General features: G+C 34.9%; 11 protein-coding genes and 2 tRNA genes. 6 read left to right on the top strand and 7 right to left on the bottom strand.

The window, feature by feature from the left end:
* Window positions 1–109: 109 nt before the first annotated feature.
* Entirely contained in the window at window positions 110–550 is a 441-nt protein-coding gene (gene moaC / locus F6K18_RS20570) for a cyclic pyranopterin monophosphate synthase MoaC (RefSeq protein ID WP_287523468.1), read from the bottom strand.
* Between the two features lie 82 nt (window positions 551–632).
* Between moaC and F6K18_RS20565 the strand changes: the two genes are divergently transcribed.
* Window positions 633–705, top strand: a tRNA-Arg gene (locus F6K18_RS20565).
* 2 nt (window positions 706–707) lie between these two features.
* Here the strand turns inward: F6K18_RS20565 and F6K18_RS20560 are convergent.
* The 5 genes from F6K18_RS20560 to F6K18_RS20540 all read right to left on the bottom strand — a co-directional run bounded on the left by F6K18_RS20560 (window position 708) and on the right by F6K18_RS20540 (window position 9907).
* The gene (locus tag F6K18_RS20560; RefSeq protein ID WP_287523480.1) at window positions 708–1967 is read right to left on the bottom strand and encodes an MFS transporter; all 1260 of its coding nucleotides are present in this window, start codon (window positions 1965–1967) and stop codon (window positions 708–710) included.
* 1722 nt (window positions 1968–3689) lie between these two features.
* Window positions 3690–3821, bottom strand: a complete 132-nt coding sequence (locus F6K18_RS20555; protein ID WP_287523467.1) for a hypothetical protein — start codon at window positions 3819–3821, stop codon at window positions 3690–3692.
* A gap of 610 nt (window positions 3822–4431) precedes the next feature.
* Window positions 4432–5346: a lysylphosphatidylglycerol synthase domain-containing protein gene (locus F6K18_RS20550; protein WP_287523465.1), complete on the bottom strand. Its 915-nt coding sequence runs from the start codon at window positions 5344–5346 to the stop codon at window positions 4432–4434.
* A gap of 1115 nt (window positions 5347–6461) precedes the next feature.
* Window positions 6462–7760, bottom strand: a complete 1299-nt coding sequence (locus F6K18_RS20545; protein WP_287523462.1) for a glycosyltransferase family 39 protein — start codon at window positions 7758–7760, stop codon at window positions 6462–6464.
* Between the two features lie 1436 nt (window positions 7761–9196).
* The gene (locus tag F6K18_RS20540; protein ID WP_287523459.1) at window positions 9197–9907 is read right to left on the bottom strand and encodes a C40 family peptidase; all 711 of its coding nucleotides are present in this window, start codon (window positions 9905–9907) and stop codon (window positions 9197–9199) included.
* A gap of 207 nt (window positions 9908–10114) precedes the next feature.
* Here F6K18_RS20540 and F6K18_RS20535 point away from each other — a divergent pair, with 207 nt between their 5' ends.
* Window positions 10115–11044, top strand: coding sequence for a serine hydrolase (locus F6K18_RS20535; RefSeq protein ID WP_287523456.1), 930 nt, complete (start codon window positions 10115–10117; stop codon window positions 11042–11044).
* Window positions 11045–11111: 67 nt separating this feature from the next.
* On the opposite strand, the gene F6K18_RS20530 is transcribed toward F6K18_RS20535, so the two are convergent.
* Window positions 11112–11201: transfer RNA gene (locus F6K18_RS20530), tRNA-Ser, on the bottom strand.
* Between the two features lie 1839 nt (window positions 11202–13040).
* On the opposite strand from F6K18_RS20530, the gene F6K18_RS20525 reads away from it, so the two are divergent.
* The 4 genes from F6K18_RS20525 to F6K18_RS20510 all read left to right on the top strand — a co-directional run bounded on the left by F6K18_RS20525 (window position 13041) and on the right by F6K18_RS20510 (window position 23624).
* Window positions 13041–13976 carry a calcium-binding protein gene (locus tag F6K18_RS20525; protein ID WP_287523453.1) on the top strand — a complete coding sequence of 312 codons (936 nt, stop codon included), beginning with the start codon at window positions 13041–13043 and terminating at the stop codon, window positions 13974–13976.
* A gap of 99 nt (window positions 13977–14075) precedes the next feature.
* A complete protein-coding gene (locus tag F6K18_RS20520) occupies window positions 14076–14348 on the top strand; it encodes a hypothetical protein (RefSeq protein WP_287523450.1) in 273 nt (90 codons plus the stop codon).
* Between the two features lie 536 nt (window positions 14349–14884).
* Window positions 14885–17764 (top strand): tetratricopeptide repeat protein, encoded by a 2880-nt coding sequence (locus F6K18_RS20515; RefSeq protein WP_287523448.1) that lies wholly within the window; start codon window positions 14885–14887, stop codon window positions 17762–17764.
* Window positions 17765–19064: 1300 nt separating this feature from the next.
* On the top strand, window positions 19065–23624 hold the full coding sequence (locus tag F6K18_RS20510) for a tetratricopeptide repeat protein (protein ID WP_287523445.1): 4560 nt from the start codon (window positions 19065–19067) through the stop codon (window positions 23622–23624).
* Window positions 23625–23775: the final 151 nt, after the last annotated feature.

Genomic DNA, 23775 nt, shown 5'->3' with positions numbered 1-23775 from the left:
GGCGGATGGAATTTCACCATCAAGGGCATAAGAGTTTTCACAGGTCGGAATTATTGGTTCCATGTCGTGACCTGGAAGGCTAGCTATATCTGCTTTTCAGCAGCCTTGACTAGCCAACGAGTCGCACCAAAGCCTTAGCCATATCGTACAAAGTCAAAGCAGCCACAGAAACTGCCGTCAAAGCTTCCATCTCCACCCCAGTTTCCGCCTTAGTTTTTACCATGGCCCGAATCTGATATCCAGGTAGTTGTGGATCGGCAATTAACTGAACATTTATTTTTTGTAATGGCAAAGGATGACACAAAGGAATCAGTTGAGCCGTTTGCTTGGCCGCCATAATTCCAGCCAACTTAGCAGTTCCCAAAACATCACCTTTTGGCGCATTACCAGCTTGAATAGTTTCAAATGTTTCTCTTGACATCCGTACTTGTCCACCAGCTTCAGCCTGACGCACAGTAGGCACTTTAGCAGATACATCAACCATTTGAGCTTCCCCCTTTTCATCCAAATGAGTTAAATTTTGCTCGAATTTAAAAAAATCTCTTGTCATTTTGTTCAAATGTGCTATTATTTATTATTAGTGCGGAAGAAAAGCTATTTAATTAAGCTTGATCCAACACTAAATGTAACGGGGGCCTGTAGCTTAGTGGATAGAGTGCGTGGCTACGGACCATGAGGTCGGGGGTTCGAATCCCTCCAGGCCCGTATCAAGAGTTAATAGCATAAGTATCTTGTCCCTGACCAGAAGCAAATCTGATGGAATGGGGCAAGTCTTTGTTTGACATGGTGATAAATGTAGCTAGTGCTAAACAAACAAGACAAGCATCCAGAGCAAACATACTTCTATAACTAAAATTAAATTGCTCTGCCACCAGACCAAAACAAGGACCAGCTAAAGCCAAACCTAAATCAAACCCACCAATACAAAGAGAGAAAAATTTACCTCTTTGACTAGGAAGACATCGGTCTGTCATTAAAGTAATCATCATAGGAAGAACCAAGCCACTAGAAGTCCCTCCGAGAATAGCTGCGAGTAAAATGGTGTTACTGCTATTTGTTGTCCATAACATTAACATACTCAACAAACTACAGACCAGACCTCCACAGATAAAAATGCCGCGACCAAATCTATCTGAAGCTCTTCCAGTAAAACAGCGGATGATAAAACTAGCGATCGCTCTGACTGTATAAAAAAGTCCTGCGTTAAGAGCAATTCCACTTTCTTGAATAAAAAGTGGCAGAAAAGTGATTGTTGTGCCAAATACTAAACCCACCATTAACATCACAAAACTAGGAACTAAAACCCTACGACTCCCTAATATTTGCCAGAATTTTTGTTGCTGTAACTCATTTAAAACAGGATTTAGATCGGTTTGATTTTTTCCTACTGTAGTGTTTTGTTCCCTGACAAAAGAACTACATAATAAACTTATAACTCCCAGAGCAGAACAAACGATAAATAAAGCTACATAACCACTCGCCTCTGCTAAAAAACCTCCGATTGCTGGGCCAATTCCCATACCTATAGGAGCTGCTAAACTCATATAACCAATTAATTCTCCCCTACGACCGGGAGGAGACAAGTCAGCCACCAAAGCACTATAGCCAATAGTAACTCCAGCAATACTAATACCGTGAAAAGCACGAACTCCCATTAGTAGAGGAAAAGACTTTAGTAGTAAATAACCGAATGGGGCGATCACTGCTACACTTGTGCCAACTATCAGGACTAACTTCCGACTTCTCGTATCAGCTAATGGTCCTAGAACAAATCGTGATAATAATAGTCCCACAGCAAAGCAACCTATTACCAGGCCAATTTGTTGTTTCGTACCTCCAATAAAATTTATGTAAAGAGGTAAGGTGGGTAGTAAGGTGGTTATACTTGACCAAAATAATAAGCCTGCAACGAACAACATCATTAGACTGTGCTGGTTTTGAGGCTCAAGTGTTCGGAATACTTTCACTGTTAATTGACTCTGAATAACTTGTATTCCTATATTTTGTAACACATTGTTAAGATTTGCCTGTCTAAACTTTCTTAACTACCACTGTGGTTATATTTTTGTCAATTACTGGTTAAGGAGGGTGGTTAACGAAGTCAGAACTCAGAAGTCAGAAGTCAGAAGTTATTTTTGTCAAGGGGATTTTGAGCAACCCTCCTTGAATATTTCTGCTTTACACTATTGTTATATATTTGTCAATTATTGGTTAAGGAAGGTGGATAAAATTAGTTTGCTGTGCTAGTAAAAATTCAGGGCGATCGCTACAAAAACAACGAAATTATAGGCATTTGGAGCTTTATTTTGTTATTAAGTCATAGGTTACGTCAAATTATACTATTTTTGATAATATCACAAAATTGAGAATAAGCTCTGAAAGTATTGAAACTTGGTGGGTTTATTCAGGAATTTTTTTATTTTTTTTATCAGGGATTGATGACAAAATTTTGATTTTTTAAATTAAAAGTTGAAATATATAATTAAAACTGTTCAGATATCTATAGGAGGGAACAGGGAACAGGCAACAGTAGGAAAAATATTTCCCTGTCTAAGGTTTATTATCAGCATAAGTCGTAATACCATTTCTTTGTAAAAATGCGCTTAATAATTGTTGCTCAGACTTTAATTACACTGACTATTCTCATCTTTATATTAAGTGCAACTTGATGGAGAAATGGTATAACCAACCCATTCTTTTTCTTTGTTATGTATGTAAATACCTATAGAAAGTTTTTGAAGATAAGTCGGTAGACTTACAGCAAATTTCAGGAAGCGTGAGGTGCAATTCAAGACTAATCTATAATTTTTATTCATTCTCTGTTCTCTCACAGGAGTGCGTATTCCCTCTCTTGGTCGATTGGATATCGGTACTTTGATATTTTTCACAGTGAAAATGCCTTCAAAGCTAGTAGGGTTTAACAATTAATAATTAATAATTACCTCTCCTTGAACCTATCCCACTAATAAGACTTTTGCTAAAAACTCTAAATATGTTGATAGTTAAAAACGAAAAATCAAGCTTTTCAAACACATTTTACTTAAACAAATAAACTTGTTAAAAATAGTGGGATAGCTTCTCTCCTTGAAAAGAAGAGGATTGACTAATCATGAAAATTTTTCTTCTCTTGGTCGATTGGATATGGCGAGGAGACCCGTTCTTACAGACCCGCTCCGCTAACGCCATCCCACCCTACGGGAAGCTCCGCTAACGACCGCTTATTATCCCCTGAAAAGAGGAGGCTTTAAACCACAATTTTTCGGTAAGGGAAATACGTTGATATATCAGGAAAAAGGTTGATTAAATGTAAAACCTAGACTATATAAGGGTTTGATCCTGTTCTTAACATATTTTTTGCCAAAGTACCGATAAAGTAGTTAAAAAAGAGTGATCGCTATATGCCAGCCAGTCTCAAAATTCAGCTAACAGAATCAGAAGAGCAAGAACTTTCAAGGTTGACTCGTGACCAAAAAATTCCCTCGAGAACGAGAACAAGAAAGGAGTTCTGCTAAAAAATATCAATTAAAGCAATATAAATTTAACTCTAATTGCTTAAACATAGAGATACAAAATGATTTATCTTTTTAACGTTTATTTAGGGTTTGCTGATTAAATATCAAAGTATTGACTGGTATTAGTTTGAGCAATTTTAGGTCTGGAGGGGGTGCGAGGTTTTAGGTGGTAATGGTTCAAAAATTCAGGATTTTGGTCAAGAGTTGAGCAGAACAATCTTGGGACAAAACGCCCGCTCCTACCTCCTCGCTCGTTCCCATTTCTCCTGTCTCCAGTATAGCTGTCTCCTGTCTCCTACCCTCACCCATAAGACTTTTGAGCGCAAACCCTATTTAGGGCAACCTACTTACCTGATCGACTCGAAAACTGCTGTATTAATTTGATATTTATTGAGAATCATGGCAGCAACATTTATTGAGAGCTGTTGCTTTTTAGCTATAAATTTCAGGCGTTTCACGACTAATTTTGAGAAGATGAGCAACGGCAATTATCAAGAAGTAGATGAAACAGAGAATTAAGGATTTTGAAATAGTATGAGATTGGGTGCATCTCAATTTTGAATAAAGCCATAATTTTTTGGCTTTTAGGCAACAGGCAACAGGCAACAGGCAACAGGGAATAGATAGGAAAAAAGTATTTTTGCAAATACTGAGATGCACCCATGAGATTTTGAAGATTGCTGCTTTTCAATAATGTCAAGAGGGTTTTTGCGTAGTGCTATAACTAGAACTTTTAAAAGCAGTGAAATATTTAAGTTTATTCTGTGCAACTGGACATTTAATTGGTATCTGCAAAATTAATTGTATAGCAATTTTCATTACTACTGTTGACTTATACTTATAGAGTATCTAAAATCAGGAAATATTAATCATCAACCTTTCTTTTTCCTTCTTGTTTCTTGCTTCTTGCTTCCTCCTTTTACTGTTGATTTTTTTGATCCAACCAAGCTAAAGCAGCAGCAAAAGTTTCAGCTAAAACACTAATCAAGCGATAAAACGCAACAGCACTTAACACAATACCAGGGGAAAATTTTTGCTCCAGTAAAGCCAAAGCAGTTGCTTCAAATATCCCAACACCTCCAGGCGCCCCTGGCACAACTAAACCTAATAGCCATGCTAAACTAAAGACACTAATTATTAATAAAACTTGATTAAATTCAATAGAATTGAACGCCAACATAGTCAACAAAAATCCAGCACCTCGAAGCAAAATGAAACAAATTTCTCCGAAAAAAGGCTTAATTGGATAGCGTACTAATTTTAATTCAGTATGTAGATATGAATCAGATTTTTTAACTTTTAATTTTAGTTTAGCTAAATATTTAATTACCGGGTTTAAAATTCGTGGATGAAGAATAAAAATGACTATAAAAAAACACAAAAATTGTAAAAACAAACTTTCTTGAGTGGAAGCAAATAAAGCAATAGCTAAAGCTGCAGCAGCCATTAAAAGCGGTTCTATCAACACAGTGAAAAGTGCAATTTCAACGGGTACTCCCGCCTGTTTTATTGAAGAAATCCGACCATAAAAATGCCATATATTTCCTGGTAAATACTTGGCAACATTTGTGAGGAGATATACTCTAATAGCCCATCTTAGATTAACTGATTGATTAAATTCTTTAATAATCCAAAACCATACCCATCCAGACCATAAATGAGCTATTATTGTGACGATAAAAGCAGTTCCTAAACTTACCCACCCAGAATCACTAATTCTAATTTCTAGTACTTGTTGCCATTGGTCTTTGAGAGTTTTAGTTAGAAAAAATAAAGTTACTCCTAAAATAATCCACGCCAGATAGGGTTTCAACCTTGATAAAACTTTTTTCATAAAAAATAATACTGATTTGTTGAATAATTGCTAACTCTTTGTCTTTCCTCTCTAAACTGTCTAATACCAAATTGATAAATGTTTGCTACAAATAGCTAAGGTATTTCTATGGAGTCAGAAGTATCGAGTCAGTTAGGGGAACCGTTGGATTGGCGACATACAGAATGAATGGCTTCAATACCAATTTTTAGGTCATAAATTCTCTTTTTCTCTTGGTGGAGGTTCCCTCTCTTGGTCAGCATTCCCTTGCTTCTGATGCCGACGCGGGGCATGACCCCTCTGTTGATTGATGGTCGGTCAGGGAGGAGACCCGAAGAGTGACAGACCTGCTGCCTCTTTCCTCCTCCGGAGGAGCTTTCCTATGGGAATGCTGCACAAACGCTAATGCTTTAAATGTTCGGAGCAAAACGCCATCCCTTGACCACTTGCCACTGGCATCGTCCCAGGGTTCCACCACTTTGTCAAAGGGAAATTTCCTGTACTTATCTTTTAATCAAAGTTATTATTCGTAACATTCTTTTTTCAAATTGGTATAAGTAAGTATTCAGCAGTCAGCTATAAGTCGAAAGATATTGCTTTTAATTCCTCCAAAAAATTGATAAATTGAGCTAAAATTAAAAGTCTTTTCTCAAAGCTTATAGCTAAGTACTCAAAGACTTTTTGTTAAAAGAAGATTAAATTCTTGTCTAAGCAGAGTTTTGACTCAACATATTTGCATTAGAATGACCTAGGAAAAAGGCAGCAATAAATTATTCTTATACCAAATTAATAAAATATTGAAAAGCGTGAGGACACAGGGAACAGGGAACACTTAACTGGGAACAGGGAACAGAGAAAGAAAAACATAAATATTAAAGAGGAAAAAAGGTGTAAATTTTAGAATTTATGGAATTTATAATTTTTTCTTTTAAGAAGAAATCACAAATTTAAGATGTAACTGCCTTTGCGTGAATTTGGTATTACTTAGCAAACTCTTAAATGCCCACAATAACCCACCGAACAGACTTAAGATTAAGCGCTCTAGCATTCTTAGTCTTTGCTTTACAAAAACTATCTCATCGCTTAATCCTTGGGAAGTTTATTTGTTTGTTGCCCAGATATTAATATCCTAGTAGTCATTTTTTATCCAACTTAGGAATCAGTAATAATATATTTGCATTACCAATAATCTCCTGTGATTCAATTGTAAATTTATCTGCAAATACAGACTTAAAAATGTTCATATCTCCTCCGTAATAGATAAACCAGATACGCGAGTCTGTAGGAGGTAAACTTTCAACCCAATTTTTTAAATGGGCAGGAAAATTTGATTTATCTGTTTTTTCCCTCTCATAGAAATATATAGGTGCAGAACCTCGATAATAGTAAGTCAGAGTAAAAGAAGTGCCATGACCTGTAGAGTAAATGATAATGTCACCATCTCTATCTTGACTTTCAATCAATTGTGCTACTGGTCTGTAGTGGTCTGATGCTCCCATGTATCGCTGGGAACTTGTATAATAAGTTACTAAACCTAAACTAACGGTCAACATATATATTACGGCCAGCACTACTCCAATTATTTTTTGCCAATCGAAAACCTTAAAAAAACCAATTGCCACAAGTAGTATAAAGTATGGCTGAGAGATTATTAGGTAACGACTGTTCCATATCGAGTAAAATATATTAGAAAAAACAAAAATAGATGCAGCAGGTATAATTCCCCATAAAGCTACCCATATAACTTCTTGAGTGCGAGGTTTTTGAATTATTGCTACAAGAATAACTGTAGCAATAATTAAAGTTACAACTTGAATCAATAATGGTACATAAGGTAGCAGTGGTGGATGAGCAAACACAGTCATTATTCTTAGCTCTCGGAAGATTTCTCTCACACCAGGAGTTGATAACATCACTCGGTGCGATCCTGAATCACTTTTCACAGAAATAGCTACAGGAATACTAGCAATAATGATTGTTAAATATAGAACGAGATAACTGATTAATCTAGAAATTTTAAACTTAAACTTAAGCCATAAAATCAGAATATCTGGTAGCAAAAAAGCTGCATTTAAAGGTGTAGTGTAAAAGGATAAAATCCTACCAACAACCCATATGAATCGTGGAAGTTTTTGATCTGGGTACTTCAGAGAATGTCCAAGACCAAGACAGCCACAAAGCCCTAGGCAAACACTCATTGTATAGTATCTAATTTCTTGAGCATGATTAATAAATAATGGAGAAATAGTTAGTAAAAATGCTGCAAGAAGACCAACTTTTTTGCTAAAAAAGTCATTACCTAATCTATAAATTATATATACAGATAAAAGTGCAAAAATAATAGCTGGAACTCTCAACCATACCTCATTATCAGAAATCTTCATCCATGGATTTAAAAGAGCATAGTACAGTAGCCTGCCTTTATTAAAAGACATCTTGCGCCCATCTAAAACACTGATAAATTCATCTATCCATAGACCTCGGAAATTTACTCTGTAAAAGTACAAAAAACACCCTAAGAGAAGAATCAATAAAATAGGAAATCTTCCTTTTTGTTTGATAGGGTAAATAAACCTTTGAAAATCATTGAACATAAACTATATTTCCTGGGTTCAAAAATTAGGTCATACAATTTATTAAAAAGTATGTTTTTTTTGTAGAAATATCCCTTAACTGATAGAGACTATTGATATTCTCAGATAATAAATTAGCTATATTGAAAGCTTCAATAATTATTATCTATTCTATTATATCATGTCCGAATGTGTAGGATTTTTTTATAATAAGATCATGCTCGGTAGTATGGGTATTGTAAGCGTGAAGGTTAAGGAAGAAGCAAGAGGGAAGAAGGCTTAAAAGCTTGAAAAAACTTAAATTTCCTGTAGATATTCATCCTTGATTTTACACAAACGATACTAGGGGACATAATATGGTTTCTCCAGACTAGTCCTGACCAGACATTAGCCATAATTGTGACAACAAAAGCGATCATCAAATAAACTACCCCAAATTCGCTAATACAAATTTCTCTAACTTGCTGCCAATTATCTCTCAGGGTTCCAGCCATAAAAAATAATGTTCCTCCAAAGAATCATCCAGTTACTCCCTTCCCGCCAAAAGATTACCTATTTGATCACAATCAAAACTACATTATTTTAATTCAGGGTTGATGATGACCAAATTACTGAAAAATAGGACATTTAGGTGAAGCGATAGCTTGCGCTGACTTGTCAGTTCGCCAACTGGATTGGGATTTATGGCCAAAACTATACTACAAACATCAAAAACAGTATTTAAGGAAAAGATTACTAGCAATTAGATACCTATATGAGGGAAAAAGTAGAATAGAAGTATCAGAATTATTAAATTGTAATTACAAAACTTGATCAACTTGGATAGATAAATTTCTGGAAGCAGGGTTAAATGAATTAACCAAACCAATTTGTCATCAAGTATCTTCAAGATTAAATTGAGAACAAAAACAAGAATTAAAAAGAATGTTTAGGGAAGAATTACCCAGAAACTATGGCATAGATAGAAATATATGAACAGGCCAAATTATTAGTACTGTGCTCGAGTCAAGATGGGAAGTGAAGTTAAAAACAACCAGAATCTATGAAATACTCAAGGAGTTAAATAAGTCAAATCCAAAAGCACATAGAGATGATGCTAATGCCCACAAAGAAGAGCAAAAAACATTGATATCAAACTTAAAAAAAACTCTCTTCTCAAGAAGAAAAAGAAAAAATAGTATTTTTTGACGAATTTGCTGTTGATGAACGTCCCAGTATTTTTTACGGAAAGTCAAATTGCCTAAAACCCTTTTCATTTTGCCTGTTGCTTTCTGATAACGACCATTTTTAACGTTAACCTACTTAGTATTTCCATAACTCCTAACTACTCTTGCTGCACTCCGAAATAGTTGATAGTATCTTTGACTAACTTCATCACCCACTTCAGACAATACATCAATGCCAATGCCATTACGACCCTGACTTTTTCCAGAACTATGAATATAACGTCCTTCTCCCAGGTATAATCCTACATGATCTGCCTGTTCACCAGTGCCAAAAAACACTAAGTCTCCGACTATGAGTTGATTATTTAATTGATATTTGTCTAAGGAAATCTTCTGACAAAAAGCTTCCTGTTGATAAGCATCTCTAGGTAACCAAATACCAACAGAAACAAAAGCAGCTTGAATAAGGCCAGAACAATCATAGTTAGGTCCTACTGTACCTCCCCAAAGATAATAATTAGAAGTGTTCATCGCTTTATAGGTAAAAGCAATCACCTCTGGTAATTTCTCTCTAATTTCAGTCTCGCGAAAAATGTGAGGCTGAAAAGGAGTTTGTGCTGGCTGAATTTTATCAATGTCTGTATATCTTAACCACCCTTGATAGTCATCTTCTTGTAACTTGACCAAAATTGCACTGTCGAATTTTTCCTGTAACTGGATAACTTGTAAATTTCGCCCAATTGCTGCTTGAGTTGCCAAAATATTGCACTTAGAAGAATCATAGATATTTATATTAGCTTGGCACTGATACTCAACAACATTAGATAATTGGTGGTCGAACACTAAATTTCGCTTGGATAATTTACTGAAGTTATTATAATATTTTTTTTATGGATATAAATTACAACCTTAGTTATCAGAATCACTATTATTTAAAGATAGCTTTAATTTTCAATAACTATGGAATAATTAACAGAGAATTTTTCACTCAATCCATATATTATTAAATAAGTATTTTTCTCTTTTCTAAATTTTACCTAATTTTTCTATATGACTTTTTTTAATCGAGATGAACAGTTAAATATCCTGGGTAAAGACATTATAGAGGCAATCAAGATAGAATTTTCGGAATTAACTTATGAGCAAATTGCGATAACTTGGTTAGTCTACGATTTACCAATGGCAGGAAATATTCAGAATTCCACAGAGTTTTGGCAACAGCAAGTGCGTGGTTGGAGCGATCACGGTGATGAACGGATGTATGCTGCTGGAATAGTCCATTTATTCTATCTTATAGCTATCTATGAGTGGTTAGAGAAAGGAATGGTCAAAACCTCAAAAGAGTTAGAAAGAGCAATTCGAGATATGATCGTTTATTCTAGCAACGATGCTACTGGTCTAGTTGTAGATGTTTTAACTGGAACTACCAGTGGACCTGAAATATCATCAGGGCCTTTTCAAACCTGGAAATATCAACGTAACTTTGTCAATCGTTATTTTCAATCTCTGAAGTGGCCTGAGTTAAAATTCATTAATATTAATCAAAAAACATGGTGTGATGGTCCTTATGGTCGAGAAAGGATGTTTCAAGGACTATTGATGGAAAATCGAAATATAGTTACTACTCATAGCACAGCTCGTTTGCTACATAGTATTGTGGGTGGGGTTGCAGTATCTCCTGTCGCCTCACAAAAAATGATGAACTTGTTAAAGAAAAATCCTAGCCAAGATAAATTAAGAGATAGAAGTAAGGAACAATCTATAGGATTTTTGGACGATAGTCTACCTCAGGATACTAAAGTATGGTGCAAAGGAAGCTCGGACAACCAAGTGCGTCATAATTTTGCTTATATTGAGTTACCAAATATTAAGCCATATCTTTTAGTTGTATTTACAGAAGGCAAGAACCTTAGTCAAAATGAAAAGATAATGCCTTATATTTCCCAAAGGTTTGTAGAGGCAATGAAAAAATTACAATAAAAGAACAAAAACATTTTTTCTCTTATGTGTTATGTCTTTAATTTATTTAATTTAACTATATTTATAACGGAGAAGGAGGGATTCGAACCCTCGGTACGGGGTTCTCCCGTACAACTCATTAGCAGTGAGCCGCTTTCGACCACTCAGCCACCTCTCCAATAATAATAATTATCTACTTTTTTGACATTCTGCCAACTTTGCCCTTAGGCGACAGCACAGGATTCCTAACCATGGCTGATTAGGGCTTTCTGATTTTAACTTATCTGCCTCCAAGGTCGAGGCTTTTTCCGGTCTTACGGTCAATCAACAGTAAGTCCCTAATCCGACATATCCCCTAGACAATACTAGGTAACCAGCCTTATTTTATTTACCATAGCACACTATTGAGAAAACCGCAACATTGATTTATTTTCCCATAAGACACTCCCTTGTCAGGAGAGCGCGGGCCTTCAAGCAACATTGAGATCACAGATATTTGTTGGTTATGGCAGGACTATTATAGAAGTTATATTTCCCAAAGTAAAGAGTAGGTAAAAATACAGGATTACCTGAACTCTCGAACAACTATTCCTAGTTACTTAATCTTGATATCTTTTACTTCTAGCTTAGAGTTTGTTGCCACAATCCTCAGTAAACAAATTCATAGATATAAACTTTTCGGCTCCCTAGAGTTATATGGTTACTAACTCTGGAATGAGTTTTAAACGCTTTTGTTTCCCATAATTTAGTAGAAGCTTAGTTAAAGATAGCTGACTTTCACCATTAATATGAGCGCAGTACATATTTCACACAAATTATCATAGCACAATAATTATTAGTCTGGATGCTTCCGACTCATTTTGTTTTAATCCCGGTACTGAATTAGAAATTAGATACCGGTACTTTGAGAATTTATTAAGTTCAAAAAAGCTTAAGGCGAATATAATTAGATTTTGTTCCTGATCAGTTCATAATTCAATCATATTAATAGTACAAAAACACAAATACTATCAAGTAGCTTTAAATAAATTGGCAAATAATACCAAGTCCAATTTTCGACTTCTCCCTGCTCTAAACAGACAAGGATTCTCAGCGGATGCTACGCAATGGGATCAATAAACATTGCTCGCTTTTTCTTAACTATCACCCAGAGATTTATCCTGGTGGGACTAGTCAAAATGCCCCTAGACACTCACTTGTATTGACATTAACTCATATAGATTGTGCTTACTTTTTTTAGCAGCTTTCAGGAGTTTCTATAACTATACCAAAATCTTACACTCCCTGTCCTGCCATTGCTTGCAGTAATATAGTCATACTGCAGTTGAATGTATCAACCGTTGTTTCTTAAATGCCGGGATTTCTCTGTACTAGGACAGTTCCAGATGCAGATGAACTTCTTACTCACACTTTAATTCTATCACTTCGGCCGGATAAATATCGCACCGTCATTTTCATCCCCTATCTAAAGACTAGGAACTTTCAACCTTTTTCTGTGTAAAGCTAATCTTAGATATTAATATGATATAAACAAACTGAATCTGTAGAAGTTATTCAAAGCAAAAGTTAACTTGTAACTACAGAATTTATTTATAGAATTTCAAATTAATCGGCAAATTGGGGAATTGACAATAGCTCATACTATGTTAAAATTCTGGAGGTTCATATAGATTGAGCCAAAAAATATCTGTAATATTTAGACAAAATCATATATAGTCTTAAAGATGCAAAAATATACCAAACAGTACATAATTATAACTTTCTAAAAAATGTATCTGTTGCAGCAGAAAAAAACCTGGCCTAGTTCATAAAACATGAATTATAACATTAGGTAGTGCTGTAGTCATGGGGAACAATGGTTATGCTTGTGATGTCTTAATTCACAAGGACTAAATTGTCCCTAGAAATGAAAATATAGGTTGACAAAAACGGTTATCTATACAGAATCTAAAATTAGCTCAAAGAGCTAATCAAACATAAATCAGTAATAGTAAATACTAAAAAACGAGGTAAGCAAGTGACTCAAGTAGTAATTCCACCAGGTACTGAAACAGATCCAGTAACCGATGTAAGTACTGGCATCGCCGATGGAGGTCGTGTCCGAGTATATACACCATTTCCCGATCGTGGAGTTGGGACATCTGGTGCAGACCAAATTTCAGCTTTAGCTGGTGATGATATAGTAGCATCTGGCGGTGGCAATGATGTAGTGGCATTAGGAGAAGGTGAAGATACTGGCGTTGGTGGTACTGGCAATGACTCAATCCAAGGGAACGAAGGAAATGACTCTATACAAGGAGGGGATGGAGATGATTGCCTGAGAGGTGGTAAAGATAATGATACCTTAGAAGGTGGTGAAGGAGAAGACATTATCTTTAGCGATCGCGGAGACGATGTAGCACGAGGTGGATCGGGAGATGATGATATCAGAGGTAATGAGGGCAATGATTTCCTAGAGGGTAATGAGGGCAATGATATTATCGATGGAGGTAAAGATAACGATACTCTTGATGGTGGTGCTGGGGATGACTTCATATCAGGAGCTAGGGATAACGATATTTTAACCGGTGGCGCTGGAGCTGATGATTTCTTCTTCTGGTACAATTCAGATGGTAGTTATGGAGTTGACACTCTAACAGACTTTAATAGAGGTGAAGGAGATAAAATAGTTCTCGCTGCTAGTCCATTCATTCCTGAAGATGCAAGGTTTAACGCTTTAACTGGTACGCCAAGTGGTGCTCCATTGTCTGCAGACCAGTTTGCAGTGATTGAGAATTTCAACCCTGTAGTTGATGGAGCAAGTTCTGCAGCAATTGTATATGACCCTACTAATGGTTTAGTCTACTATAACCCAACAGGATCAGTGGGTGATGAAAATCAATTTGCCAAGGTTGATGAGACTGTATATGATGCGAATAACCCATTACAAAACACTGACTTTGAAATCTTCTAAGTCTGGTTAATATATAGATGCGGTTTAACATATCGGTATAACCCTAGAATGAGAATTCTGACTCCCCTCTAAAATTAGGTTAGGGGGGATAAGTTTTTAGTGATTTTTTTAAGTTATCCTCATTGGACTGATGCAGCTTATGTTGGTCTTTCCACCCCAGATAGTTTAAATATTCAGAACTATCAACCATTAATAATTAAAGCAATGGGTAGAGGTTCTCGCCAAATGGTTAAGTTAGTTGAAGAAGGAGACAGGAGACAGGAGACAGGAGACAGGAGACAGGAGACAGGAGGAAAATTACTTGGGGTTAGAATCCCAAGTAATTTTGAACACCGTGTAGACGGTGGGGTATTAAACCCACAAAGAAAATGATAAATATTTTTTTCCTAGAACTGCACCTAAGTTCAGACAGAAATCATTCTATGGTTTTCAAACTGGCGATCTTGTCAAAGCAGTTGTGACTAAAAGCAACAAGATTGGTACTTATTCTAGTAGAATTGCAGTCAGAAAAACTGACAGTTTCAATATTAAAACTAAGAGTGAAACTGTACAATGAATTGGTTATAAATATTGTCAACACTTGCACAAATCAGATAGGTACACTTATAGATTTGGCGAATTAATCAAACAGAAAACTACTAACCTTTTCAATAAAATAATTGATATTTCACCTAGTCCAGTTCAGTTAAATATGTTTGATACTTCTGAGTTAAGCATATCAGAGGTACAACCGAAAGAAAAAAAATCCAGGAAGAAGTTTAGCGGTACTAATGGAGAACAGCTAAGTTTGTTCTAAGTAAACGGAGGAAAGTCATTTATTTGCTGGTTGTTTTCCTCCCGGCACTAAATCAAAGATTATAGTGCATATCTCCAGCAACTATTTGAGATGATTAACTATTAGGCTAAGGATGGGAATAGAAGAAGATCTCAGATTAGCAAAACTCTACTTGAGCGAAGGTAAATTAGGTCAAGCTATAGCAACCTGTCAAGAAATTTTAGAACTACAATCAAATTCTGAGGATGCCTACAGAATATTAGGAGAAATTTATCAAGTTCAAGGCAATTTTCAGGCAGCTATGTATGCTTATACAAAAGCTTTAGAGATTAAGCCAGAATATGCGGAAGTTCATGCTTATCTTGGTCAATTATATAGTCAGAAAAAATGGTTGATTGAAGCAGCAAGTCAATATCAACAAGGGATTAATTTAGGATTAAAATGGCCGGAAGTTTATTATAATTTGGGTAATATTAAGCATCAATTTGGTTATTTAGAAGCTGCTATAGAATGTTATGAAATAGCTATTATTCTGAAGCCGAATTATATTAAGGCTTATTTTAGTTTGGGTATTGTTTTTGAGTTGCAAAGAAATTATCAAGCAGCAGTTGATATTTATCGAAAAATTATCGCACTCAAGCCTAATTCTGTAGAAGCTTATAATAATTTAGGTGGTGTTTTAGCGGATTTGAATAGAACGGAAGAAGCTGTTGAAGTTTATCGGCAGGGGTTAGATTTAAAACCTAATTCAGCAGATTTATATAATAATATTGGTCATGCTTTATCAAAAGAAAATCCCGCACAAGCGATCGCTGCTTATGGTCGTGCTATAGAGTTAAATCCTACTTTTATTAAGGCGCATTATAATTTGGGTAAAGTATTACAAGTTATTGGGGAGCATGAGTGGGCAGTAAAATGTTTTCAAGCAGTTATTCAACTAAAGTCAGAAGAAGATAATGTATTAGCTTATAGTGATTGTGCTTTTTCTTTGATGGGTATAGGGAGGTTTGAAACTGCTTTTCTTTATTTACAAAAGGCGATTATTAATCATCAATTTGTGGATGGTTTTTGTTGGTTATGGGAGGCGAAGTTGGAGAATGCGGAGGAGATAGTATCTGATGAATTGTATTTGACAAAGGTAGCTGGTTTGAATTTTGTTAAGGAGCTGCAAAAATTAGATAGTTATTCAGAAAGTTTTCAGCAGCAGTATCGGAAAATATCTGAATATTTGCTCGAATATTATGTTCATTTTGGCAATGTTTTGATGGAAAACGAGTCTTATGCTAGTGCAGAGATGTTTTATCAAAAAGCTTTACAAGTTCAGGCAAATTTACCAGAAATTTATTGTTTATTAGGGAATTGTTTAGTTAAACAAAAACGGTTAAATCCAGCAATTATTAGTTATCGGGTAGCTATCCAAATATTATTAAGTGAAAATAGAATTGCTGAGACGATAAGTATTTATTTTGATTTGGGAAAGGTTCTGGAAAAGCAACAGCGATGGGAGCAAGCGATAGATTGTTACAGTAAAATTTTATCTAAAAAAACAATAATATTAGATTCGCAGATATTCAACAATAATCTTCAGCCTTATCAACAATTAGAAGGATTATATTTATCTACAAAAGATTGGATAGAACGATTAGATAGTAACAATGACCTGCCAAGATATATAGAAGTAAAATTAGAAAAATCCACAACAGAAGATATAGCAGAAATTATCAAACCTTCAAGTCAGGAATTAAGCTCTAAAAATCAGCAGAAAAATTTAGAATGTTATGGGTTAAATTGTAGTAAATGTTTATGGGAAATTTATCAGTATTTTGAAGCAAAATACCTCGCCCCAGCAGTTTATAGTCTCAATGGTAGAAGTGGGTTTAGCCAAGATACGGATTTTTTGAGTAAGAGTTTAGGGAAAAAAAGCTCTTTCCTCAAGCAAGCAAAAAAAGGGGATATACCCTCCTTGACAGAAGACTCAAAAAATAGTTTGTCGAATTTTCCTCACTTTCTGAAAATTTCCCAGACTCCCAATTTCGTCACAATAGTACCAGAGGGAAGAACTTGGGTTATGCCCAAGAAAAATTACTGGAGACTATGTTACGCGATCGCCATTATGACTCCAGACAACTATTTACTGGCAGATGTTTCTAGGGAGTATCCATCCCCATTACCAGGATGTACCAACCACGACCCAGGTAAACATCGAATATTTGGTTTAGAAGAACTTCCGTCTCTAGAGAAAATTCATGGTAAAGTAGCAGTATTATCAGTACTGTCGGGAAATGTGTATTTTCACTGGGTGGTAGACCTGTTGCCCAGAATAGAAATATTACGTCGGGGTATAAATTTAGAAGAGATAGATTGGTTTTTGGTTAATGATTATCAACAACCTTTTCAACAGGAGACCTTAAAAATTCTTGGCATTCCCGAAGAGAAAATTCTGGCAAGCGATCGCCATCCCTACATTCAAGCAGAAGAATTAGTCGTCCCTTCATATTCTAGTTATTTAGGATGGTTACAACCGTGGGGAGTAAAATTTTTGAGAGAAGTATTTCTCGAAGAAAGAATTATTAAGAAGTCAGGGTTGCCAGAAAGAATATACATAAGTAGGAGTAATGCTAGGTATCGCCGAGTCATGAATGAACCAGAGGTATTAGAGATATTAAGCAAATTTGGTTTTACCTGTATTACTCCAGAGTCTATGTCCCTAGAAACTCAAATTGCCACCTTTGCTCATGCCAAAATTATAGTTGCTCCTCATGGAAGTGGTCTCACAAATATAGTATTCTGTAATCCAGAGACTAAAGTTATTGAACTTTTCTCGCCCAACTATCTCAGATATTACTATTGGCATATTAGCCAATTATTAGGACTTGAACATTACTTTTTAGTAGGTGAAGCATTTAGTTGTTATCCTATTAGGAATTTAATGTATGAAAGTTCCCTTGTGGAAGATATTTTGGTGAACTTAGGGTCACTCAATTTAATGCTTCAAGCTGTAGGTATTATCTGAAAAAGGTCTGAGGTTTAATTAGGGTTTGGGAGTGGGGGAGTAGGGGAGTGTGGGAAGAAATTAAAGAATATATATCTTTACCATTACTATTCAGGACAACTGTCAAATTAATGTCAAATATCTTCGTTTGTTTGTACTAACCAGCTACTAAATATTTGACGAAATTTAATAACTCTCGACCATATCTTTATAAGAATATGTCTTATGTGACTATATTTTGATGAACTATAAAACTATTTATGACATATCTAAATTGAAATGATATGACTCCTAGCAATTTTGGACATTGTAAAAACAGTGGAGTTGTATTAAATATTAGGTGTTATATTATGTGCCCCCTCCAGGAGAGCTACGTTATCAGTTAAACACTTATAAATAACTTAGGAAGGAAGAAACGAGAAAAGTAAAGACAATTTCAGTATCTATTTTGTACTCTCAGTTATATAACACTTCTCAAGTTACTAAAGTACAGTTGTTTTTCTTCTTTTCTACTCCCTACTTCCTAAAATAAACGAATTTGGTACATTATGCTTCTTAGGAATTGCTATAAATAAAATTTAATAACTAACCCCTCCTAACATGATATTGTACAATTTATCTATGAAGTTGCTCTGAATAAAATATGATAATTACCAGCAAAATAATGCCGTAAAAAAATCATTAAGTGCATCGTTACAAAGAAATAGTATTAGGTAAAATCTTATTACCTACAATTAATCCCTTATTCCATAAAACTAACACCTACGGAACATAATAACCCAAAAAAACAGGTCTCAAAGCTACTCTTTTAGGGGTATAAAAAAAAGAGAATTCCGTATTTTCTTGCCTCCCTAGCTATACCAATTTGATCGACATTTGTTACAAATGGTAGGGACGTTGCATGCAACGTCCGTAGGTCAGAAGGAGGAAGCAAGAAGGAAAAAGGGATAAATCTTGAAAAAAAGGGGAAAACAATAGATATAACTATCTAAAATGAACTGGAGCAAATATTTTTCAGCATATCCGTTCTAGATATACTTTTTATAGCACAATACGGTTCAGTTTAGACAAAAACTCATAATATATGGAACCATTAGATAGGCTTTTCAGACTACAGAAATGCAAAAAAAATCCTTAACTGAACTGTATTGTTTTATAGCATTCTTTTTTTAAACTGGTATTACAGGAGGTACTGATAACTGAAGTGACGAGGGTGAAAAACGTAAGAAATAGGAAATAAAAACTATTGCCCGTTTTTCAATTAAGGTTTTATCCAAACCGAAAATTAACTTAATTCATAGTAGCAAAAAAAAGAGAGAAAATGGCATCAACAAATCCTCCAGAAAGCGTAGCAGAAAAATTCCACCAAAAAGCAGAAGCTTATGTAGCCGAAAAAAAAATTGATGAGGCGATCGCTTCCTGTGAATTAGCTATAAAAATCGAAGAAAATTATGCTCCCCCATACAAAACTTTAGGTAATATTTGGCAAGCAAAAGGAAAATTGGAAGCTGCAGAAAATTACTATAAAAAAGCGTTAGAAATTAAATCAGATTGGCCGGAAGTATATGCTAATCTCGGCAGTTTATATGCCATGCAGCAAAAATGGAAATTAGCTATATCTTATTATCAAAAAGCTGTAGAACTGAAGCCTGATTTTGCCGGAGCTTATCGCAATATGACAAAAGTCTGGTTATGTTTGGGTAATGAAAAATCTGCTACATATTGTCAATACAAAGCATTTTCTCTAGAACCTGAAAAAGCTACCCTAGAAGAAATTTTTAATTTAGGTAAAAATCTACAGCAACAGGGTGGTTTAAATGAGGCAATATCTTGTTACCGAATTGCTATTAAATTAAATACTAATTCTGTAGAAGCTTATCAAAATTTAGGAGAAGCTTTAAAACAGCAGGGGAATTTAGATGAAGCGACAGTTTGTTTGCGCAAAGCTATCGAACTTAGAGCAACTAATACCAATACAAAAGTAGAAACTTCAACAGATATTAGAGCTAGTGAATATAATTTAATTTCTAGTAAAGAATTAGAACCACGAGATACTTTAGTTGGCAGTTTAAATAATCATCAAGCAAATGCTAATGATACCCTTGCGGCAGCAGAACAGACAAATAATATTTCACCTCAACCAACTGTGACTAGCATTAATACTGAAGATATAGAAACTTATATGATGGTGGCAGAGACTTATGTGAATCAGAAAAAATGGCAACAAGCAATTACTTTAAGTCAGAAAATTATTTCAATTAAACCAGAACCCAAAGCTTATAAAATAATCGGTAATTCTCTACAAGCTATGGGTAAATTACAACCAGCATTAGATTGGTACAAAAAAGCATTAGAAATTAAACCAGATTTTGTAGAAGTTCATGCAAATTTAGGAACTATATTTGCTCAACAACAACAGTGGGAACAAGCAATACAATATTATCGCAGAGCAATTGCAATTAAACCAGAATTTGCTGGAGCATATCGCAATTTAGCGAAAATTTATACTCAACTTAATCAGTCAGCAGCAGCAGCAGAATGTTTATTTCAAGTATTAAGACTAGAACCAGGAAAAGCTACAGCAGAAGAATTTTTATTTACCGGAAATACTCTCAATGAAAATGGTCAATTACAACAGGCGATCGCTTGTTATCAAGGAGCAATTCAGTTAAAGTCACAATTATTAGAAGCTAGTTATAAATTAGGAGAAATTTTAATTCAAAACGAGCAGTGGGAAGAAGCAGTTGCTTGTTATCAAAGAGTCATATCTGCCAATCCAAATAATGTAGAACCTTACGAAAAATTAGCAGATGCTTTATTAAATCAAGGACAGCTAGAGTCAGCTTTACAAAATTATCAAAAAGCTAAACAGCTAGAACCAAATAAAATAGAAATCAAGGAAAAAATTGGAGAAATTTATTATAGATATGGAGAATATTTCCAAGGACAAGGAAAAATAGAAGAGGCAATCAAAGCTTATAGTCAAGCAACGGAAAATTATCCAGAATTTGATATACCTTATGGAAAATTAGGGGAAATTTTATCACAGCAGGAAAAATGGTCAGAAGCTGCCAAAGCATATAAAAAAGCAAGTGAAATAAAATCAGATAATTCTTGGTATCACAATAGTTTAGGAGAAGCTCTCAAGAAATTAGAAAAATGGGAAGAAGCTGTTGAAGCATACCGCAAAGCTATAGAGTTAAATCCTGACTTTTCTTGGTCTCATAATAACTTAGGAGACTGTCTATTAAAACTAGAAAAATGGTCAGAAGCTGTTGAACCTTATCGTCAAGCAATAGAATTAAATCCTGACTTTTATTGGTCTTATATTAACTTAGGAAAAGCTTTGTGGTCAGCAGGAAATTGGCAAGAAGCAATAGACCCATATCGTCGCGCCATAGAATTAAAAGCAGACCTACCAGAAGCTTATCAAAAATTAGGAGATGCCCTGAAAAAACGCGCTCAATTAGATTTAGATGAAGCCATAAGATGGTACGAAAAAGCCATAGAAAATAACCCGGAAAATGAACAGCTTTATCATAAAGCATTAGAAATAAAACCAGAAGACCACAAACTTTATTTACAACTAGGCAATACATTAGTAAAAAAAGGGAAAACTCATGGAGCGATCGCCTTTTATCAGTTAGGTTTACAAATTAATCCAGATGACCCTGAAATTCAAGCTCAGTTAGAAAATATATTACCTAAGAAAAAAGTTTTAAGGGAACAGGAAATAGGAAACAAGCAACAGGAAAATGTCGCTCTTTTGAAAAGGGAAAAGGAAATAGTAAGTAATGAACAAGCAAGTGTTATTTTTCCCTCAAATTCTCCTGTAGTTGAAAGAGAAGATATCTATCAATTATGGCTCAAAGCCAACTTACCTAGTTCAGAAAAACTAAAGAAGATGTCGGAAAATTTAGACACCTTTCGATATCAACCATTAATTAGTATTATCTTGCCAGAAAAAACAACATCTCCAGAGTGCCAAGAGACAATTGAATCAGTTATAAATCAAGTTTATCCAAACTGGGAAATCTGTTATATTGCCGATAAACTTCCACAAAATCTAGAAACAGATAACAGAGTCAAATTAGTCTTAAAAGATGAAAGTGGAGATATTGCCACAAACTTAAATACGGCCTTAGCATTAACAACAGGAGATTTTATTACCCTGTTAAATTCTGATGATATCTTAACCCCAGACGCCCTCTATGAAATGGCGCTATTTCTGAATAAACATCCAGAAGCAGATATGGTTTATTCAGACGAAGATAAATTAACAAAAGAAGGGAAGTTAACTCAACCATACTTTAAACCAGATTGGTGTCCAGACTCATTTTTATCTCGAATGTACACTGGTAATTTGTGTATATATCGCCGAGAATTACTAGAAAACTTAAATGGTTTTCGAGGGGGATATGAAAATAATTATGAATATGATTTAATTCTGCGGTTAAGCGAAAAAAGTCAAAAAATATTCCACATTCCCAAAATACTTTATCACAGCAGAATTTCTGAAAATGGAGTAGCAATAAATCAGACAATTTCAGCAGAAACAGCCAAAAAAGCATTAACAGAAGCATTAGAAAGAAGAGGAGAAAAAGGAACAATTTATAATCTGCCTCAACATACTGGTTTCTATCAAATTCGTTATCAAATTCCAGAGAAAAAGCTAGTCAGTATTATCATTCCCACCAGAAACTTAGGAGACATTTTAGATAGATGCCTAGAGTCAATCTTTAGCAAAACAACTTACCCAAATTACGAAGTAATCTTGATTGATAATGGCAGCAACGAACCAGAAACAAAAGCTATTATCGAAGCGTGGAAAAATCAAGAACCACAACGTTTCAAATGTTATAAACATGATATTCCTTTTAATTTTTCAAAGCTCAATAATTTCGCCACAGAAAAAGCAGAAGGTGATTATTTACTATTCTTAAATAATGACACAGAAGTAAAAACTCCTGACTGGTTAGAAGCAATGGTTGAACAAGCACAAAGAAAAAAAATAGGAGCAGTCGGTGCTTTATTGTTATACCCAGATAATACAATTCAACACGCCGGAGTAGTATTAGGAATGAGGAGTATAGCAGACCATAGTCATCGAGGTTTTTCTCCTACTGATAGTGGATACAATGGTCAAATTATTTGTGTGAATAATTATTCTGCCGTAACTGCCGCTTGTTTAATGTGTCGGCGAGAAGTATTTGAAGAAATGGGTGGGTTTGATGAAGAATTAGCTGTAGCATTTAACGACGTAGATTTATGTTTGAAAATGATAGATAAAGGTTATCGAAATATTTATGTACCTCACGCTGTTTTGTATCACCATGAATCGAAAAGTCGGGGAGTAGAAAATACAGGAGAAAAACAATTACGTTTCCAACAAGAAATTCAAAAGATGAAGCAAAGATGGAAACATTTAATAGATAAAGACCCTTGTTATAACCCTCATCTAACTCGACAACAAGAAGACTTCAGTCTAAGGATTAAAACAAATGTCGAAGTTAGTGTTTCTTTATATGAAAAAGATCCAGAAATAGTAGAATGTTCTATAGATGTACCAAAACCAGGAGTAGAAAAAGATATTAGTTCCATTTGTATTGGAGGATGGGTAGTAGGAAAAACATCTCCTCCAGTTACAGTAGAATTAATTGTAGCGGGCAAAATAATCAAAGAAATTCCTGCTAATTTACATCGTCCAGACGTAGGAGAAATTCATCCAGAAATTCCAGAGGCTAAATATTGTGGTTTTTGGGGAGAATTAGAAGTACTTGAATTTGCGCCAGAGATGAAAATCTCCTTAGAAGTTATTCTCCAAGATCGTTCTCATGTGCGACTGGGAATGGTGAATTTGAAATGTCCTAGTTTGATTTAAAAGGAAGAAGGAAGAGGGAAAAAGGAAAAATAATCAAGATATTTGTCTCAAATCAATGAGTATTTCCTATTCCCTCTTTTAAGAAAAATTCTTCATCCATAAATTATCAATTAATTCTCCCTATTCCCTGATTTGGTGGAGATGTCTAATT

It is taken from the genome of Okeania sp. SIO2C2, assembly GCF_010692625.1.
Classification (GTDB): domain Bacteria; phylum Cyanobacteriota; class Cyanobacteriia; order Cyanobacteriales; family Microcoleaceae; genus Okeania; species Okeania hirsuta.
The sequence above is the reverse complement of the archived record's forward strand: the minus strand, read 5'-3'. Positions and strand labels throughout refer to the sequence as shown.